8 protein-coding genes are annotated in these 4,533 nt (G+C 65.6%); 7 read left to right on the top strand and 1 reads right to left on the bottom strand.

Annotated features, from left to right (window positions below; genetic code table 11):
- From EAO76_RS42935 to EAO76_RS42925, 3 genes are all read left to right on the top strand, one after another.
- On the top strand, positions 1 to 324 hold a 324-nt coding region (locus EAO76_RS42935; RefSeq protein WP_262376250.1), incomplete at its 5' end, for a transposase.
- Between the two features lie 265 nt (positions 325 to 589).
- Complete coding sequence (locus EAO76_RS42930; RefSeq protein ID WP_148841627.1) at positions 590 to 1,459, top strand: hypothetical protein; 870 nt, start codon at positions 590 to 592, stop codon at positions 1,457 to 1,459.
- The gene (locus EAO76_RS42925; RefSeq protein ID WP_262376249.1) at positions 1,456 to 1,731 is read left to right on the top strand and encodes a hypothetical protein; all 276 of its coding nucleotides are present in this window, start codon (positions 1,456 to 1,458) and stop codon (positions 1,729 to 1,731) included. Before EAO76_RS42930 ends, EAO76_RS42925 begins: the two co-directional genes overlap by 4 nt.
- A 255-nt stretch (positions 1,732 to 1,986) precedes the next feature.
- Here the strand turns inward: EAO76_RS42925 and EAO76_RS45170 are convergent, their stop codons facing one another.
- The gene (locus tag EAO76_RS45170) at positions 1,987 to 2,466 is read right to left on the bottom strand and encodes a hypothetical protein (RefSeq protein ID WP_187439054.1); all 480 of its coding nucleotides are present in this window, start codon (positions 2,464 to 2,466) and stop codon (positions 1,987 to 1,989) included.
- Between the two features lie 223 nt (positions 2,467 to 2,689).
- On the opposite strand from EAO76_RS45170, the gene EAO76_RS42915 reads away from it, so the two are divergent.
- The 4 genes from EAO76_RS42915 to EAO76_RS42900 all read left to right on the top strand — a co-directional run.
- Positions 2,690 to 3,244 (top strand): hypothetical protein, encoded by a 555-nt coding sequence (locus EAO76_RS42915; RefSeq protein WP_148841626.1) that lies wholly within the window; start codon positions 2,690 to 2,692, stop codon positions 3,242 to 3,244.
- 159 nt (positions 3,245 to 3,403) lie between these two features.
- On the top strand, positions 3,404 to 3,781 hold the full coding sequence (locus EAO76_RS42910) for a hypothetical protein (protein WP_262376247.1): 378 nt from the start codon (positions 3,404 to 3,406) through the stop codon (positions 3,779 to 3,781).
- A gap of 114 nt (positions 3,782 to 3,895) precedes the next feature.
- Complete coding sequence (locus tag EAO76_RS42905; protein ID WP_148841625.1) at positions 3,896 to 4,237, top strand: hypothetical protein; 342 nt, start codon at positions 3,896 to 3,898, stop codon at positions 4,235 to 4,237.
- A 73-nt stretch (positions 4,238 to 4,310) separates the two neighbouring features.
- Positions 4,311 to 4,533, top strand: a 223-nt coding sequence (locus EAO76_RS42900) for a transposase (protein ID WP_148841624.1), incomplete at its 3' end; no start/stop codon positions are given.

The following is a 4,533-nucleotide window of genomic DNA, read 5'->3' as shown; positions in this document are numbered from 1 at the left end:
GGCGTGCACCAGCTCGTCAAGGCGCCGATCTTGCTGGTCTGGGACCGCCTGAACACCCACGTCTCCCACGCCATGCGCGAGTTGATCGCCGAGCGTGCATGGCTGACGGTGTTCCTGCTTCCCGCCTACTCGCCCGACCTCAACCCCGTCGAGTGGGTCTGGGCGCACGTCAAACGAAGCCTGGCCAACCTCGCCGTCATGGCCCTCGACCGACTCGAGGCCCTCGTCCGCAACCGGCTCAAGCGCCTGCAGTACCGCCCCGACACCCTCGACGACTTCATAGCCGGCACCGGCCTGACCCTCGACACCCCGACCCCACCCTGACGAGCCGAAGTCAGTAACGCTGTGACCCGCTGTCTGGCGTTGTCCGGTATTTGTCCGGGCAAAGCCCGGAGTCGTTCCGAAGGGCTGCCCAGGCACGGTTTCGTAGACCTCACGTGCCCTCAATTTCAAATGTCGCGTGGATTTTTCGCCAGATTCTTAGTGCAATCGGCGACTTGTCTGCATAGAGCGGGCGACCGGTTTCTATGACAAGCATCAAACGACCCCCAAATCTGGGGCGGGTGTCCAACAGGGGAAGGCTATGCGCGTGAGCAAGACGAAGAGATCAAGCTCCCAGGTTCCGGGTAGCGCGGGCGGCGAACTGCCGCTCGAGATCCAGCAGAACGTGGACCGCGTCGACCGCGTGGTCGCGGCGGGATTCCAGGGCCGGGAGTGGGAACAGCTGGCGGACGAGCTGTACGTGTACGCCTACAAGACGCTGCACGTTGCGATGCGCAAGAGCTTCAAGCTCATGGCGTTGATCGCTCACTCGGAGACGCCGTTGGTGCTGAGCAGCGAGGAAGGCTCGGCCCTGCACAGCAACTTCGATGACCGGGCTGTCATCGCGACCATGACCATCAGCGAGGCCATGCGGACCTTGCCGAGCACGTTGAGGAAGGGAGGTTACGACCCGGCGGCTAACCCAGGCAAGGACAACAAGTACAAGTCGCTCGCGTCGTTCTTCGTCGGCCGGTGCGGGCTGGTCTTCCCCCGGGCGTTCTCCGACTGGCGGCGGGAGCGCGCGGACAGGTTCGTGACAGCGGTCAATGAGCACAAGCGAGGGTGGATCCTGTCGGGCGTCCTGCACCCGGCCGCCGTGGAGCCAGCGCTTGCAGTGGGCCCGGCACCCGACGACGTCATCGTTTTGTGCTCCACCCTCACGGCCATGATCGATGACCTCAAGCCGCGCAACCGCGCGGTGTGGCACATGGTTTTGGAGGGCTGCTCGCGGGATGAGGTCTCCGAGGCTCTCGGGATCAAGCTCGGCAACGTCGACAATGCTCTCTACACCTTCCGTAACAAGGTTAGGAAGCTCCGCCGGGAGGGCAAGCTGGTCGTGCCGCCGCCGATCGAGGCCGAGTGGGAGCGCCGTCGGAATCTGGACGTGGCCACAGCCACGAATGGAGAAGGCCGGTGAGCACTCCCCTGCAGCAGCCCGGGCTCCCCGCTCCCGCTCCGACGCCGCCCAGGCAGAACGGCCGTACCGGCAGCAAGGTCGTGATGCTGAGCGGGAGCGCAGCGGCCGGCTTCCTCGTTCTGGCGGGTGCCCCATGGTGGGCCGTAACCGTGGTCTCCGTCGTCGGCATCCTGATGCCGGGCATCATCCTCCTGGCCCAGGTTGTGCTCCCCCACGACTCCGAGCACAAGCGGGATGTGGTGATGGCCGCCATGCGGCGCCGGGACGAGTAAAGTGCCCGGCGTCATCACGGGCCTGGCCCGCGCCCCCTCTTTCTGGGGCGCGGGCCAGGCCCGCCGACCGGACTTGGCATAGGTCCGGCCGGACTTGGGGCTGGGCCGGGGATAGTCGTAGTCCTCTCCGTAGATCCAGCCGCGCAGCAATTCCTCGTTCCTGTCCATGCGTTCCAGCCTCGCAGCCGCACCGACAACGCGGGCTTGCCCAGGATGGCCTTGGGCTTGCCCAGGGTGGCCTTGGGCTTGCCCAAGTCAAGGGCGCAGCCGTGAGAACCATCCGCCAGTCTTCTGCTCGGGCACCGCCTGGTCCTGTTCCTGGTACTCACGCTCGGCCTGCTCGGCTTGGCGTTCGGCGGCGACGGCTTGCTGCTTGCAGTCGTCACACAGGCGCGGGTGGGTATCCCGCGGGACGTCCCACCCGGCGGGCTCGATGTCCTTCCACCGTTCGTCAGTGAACCGAGTGCCGCAGCCGGTGCACACGGGACGGCTGGCTTCCCGCTCGGCCTTCTGCTGCTCGGCCGCGCGGCGCAGCTGTTCCTTGTGTTCCCGGTCGCGGGCGGCGTGTTCGGTCTGCTGGCGGGTGTCGTGGGCTTCGCGGCGCGGGTTGCCGATCGCCTCGAGGAGGGTCTGGTTGTACGGTCGGCCGAAGCGCCGGAAGATCGCTCCGGCCGGGCCGTGCTCCTGGAGTTGCTTCATGCCGGTGACGACGATGGGCAGTTTGCCGTCGTACATGTGGAAGCCGCTCTCGTACGCAGTGCCCTGCCAGTACAACCGGGCTGACATCGGCTGGTGGCGGGAAGAGGCGTTGCTGACAGGGCGTCTGGGTAGACCCTCCGCATGAGCAGCCCCGCGCCGACCAGCACGCGCTTTGAACCTGCGGGTCTGTATTCCAGGCGCCGCGCCGTGCCCGTCGGCCAGGGCTCCGGCACGGCGCAACCAAACAAGCGGGGGCAGAGTGGAAGAACAGGTTCCTGTCGAGCAGCGCGCCGCGGAGCTCATGGACAAGCTGGTAAGCGGCGAGGACCCCCTCCCTGAAGAGGTCATCGAAGAGTTCATGCGACTCTTGGATCTCGTGGTGGTGCGTCCTGAGCCGGAACTTTACAGCGTTATTGATGTCCCATCAGTCGTTGCGACCCTTGCTCTGGTCCCCTTCGTCCAAGCGGTCGCGTCCTCCCTGGGAGAAGTGTTCTCTCAGAAAATCGATCAGCATGCCAGCCAAGCTCTGAGCACTTTCAAGCGCATCTTGATCCGAACAGCTCCGCGCCCCACCGAGCCGCTTGAATCCCGGATCACGCTCTCAGAGGATGTGCCCACCCACGCTCTTTCGCAGCTCGTCACGATCGACTACGAGGCGCTCCCTTCTGGAGTGCCCCTCACTGTGCGATGGATGAGTGTCGTCTGGTGTGCCAGTTACCTGGAGAACGGACAGATTGCCGACCTTTACTGGAACGCGCACGAACGCTGCTGGGTGAGTCAGCCGGATCAAGCTCTCGGCAGCGGAGCAGGGTGAACCGTCAGCCGCTGAAATGCGCGACGGCCGTGTGAGCGTCGCCCTTCATCAATGGCACAAACGCCCATCGGCTCAACTTCAGCGTCAGTGGTGCAGGTCAGTGACTGTTTCGGGAGGCGCCGGGCCCCGGTGTGGGGGTGTGCCAGCCGCACCAACCGTGTGATCACGATCGCCGCTGTCGTCATCGGCCTCGCCTTCATTGGCTTATGGACTTTCATCTCCGTCCCTCAGCTTATGGACTTCATCGGCGACCGGGACGTCACCGCGCCGCTGTTCTTGGCCATCGCGACCCTTGCCGCTCCCGCCCTGTTCTGGTCCTTCATCGGTCTCGGCTTCGGCATGAGCGTGCTGGGCTGGGCTGCCGGGCTCGCTGGCACCGGCATCTTCATCAGCCTCACCTACGGGTCCCTCGTCGCCTCGTCCGACGGCCACGGCTTCTCCTACTGGCTGTTCATCACCATGCTCGTCGTCTGCAACATCGGCGCCTTCTGCGTGACTCCCTACGTCCTCGTCCGCGGCACGATCGGGCGCCGTTGACCCGGCGTGCGCTCGTCGGCCCCGGGGCGGGCGAAACATCCGGAAGCCCGGGCCGCCCCCGCCCGGCGCTGACACACTCGGAACCGTTGTGACCACCGCATACCGACGGAGGACATGTTGAGCCAGCCGGAGCAGCCCTGGCAGCCGGGCCCGAACGATCTGCCCTTCACCACTCACCTGATCAACCCGCATGGTGATCGGCACCTCGGATTCAACGACGTCGAGGGCCGCTTCTACCGGCTGTGGCAGTGCCGGCAGCCCGAGCCGCTCCACACCGGCGACGCGATCCTGCTGCGTCCCAGCGACATCGACCAGATCATCAAGTTCTCCATGATCTGGGTGAAGAACCACCCTGCTCACCCGCGCAGCAGCAGCCTGTCGGACGAGGTCGCCGCCGGGGCCAAGGCTGTCGTGCTGCACTTCGCCCAGGCTGCGCAGGCCCCCGTACAGCGTTAGGGCCTGTGTGATGTCGTGATCAATCCTGTGGATCCGGGTCCGTCTGGAGGGCGGATCCGGTAGGAATGCGGTCGTGACGCGTAGGCAACTCACGGATAACCAATGGGAGTTGATCGAGCCGTATCTGCCGATCGGCGAGTACGGTCCGTACCCCGAGCGGCTGAGGGATCAGTTCGAGGGGGTGATCTGGCGGTTCAGGACCAGCGCGCAGTGGCGTGAGATGCCGGCCGAGTTCGGGCCGTGGCCGACCGTCTACGGGCGCTTTCGGGTCTGGCGGAACACTGGTGTGTTCACCG

Origin of the sequence: Streptomyces sp. sk2.1 (assembly GCF_008120935.1) — a bacterium.
Classification (GTDB): domain Bacteria; phylum Actinomycetota; class Actinomycetes; order Streptomycetales; family Streptomycetaceae; genus Streptomyces.
This window is presented reverse-complemented; position numbering and strand designations above follow the sequence as displayed.

Excerpts from the sequence above, each read along its gene's own strand:
- EAO76_RS45170 (WP_187439054.1), bottom strand. The coding sequence starts at position 2,466 with ATGTACGACGGCAAACTGCCCATCGTCGTCACCGGCATGAAGCAACTC.
- EAO76_RS42905 (WP_148841625.1), top strand. The coding sequence starts at position 3,896 with ATGTTGAGCCAGCCGGAGCAGCCCTGGCAGCCGGGCCCGAACGATCTG.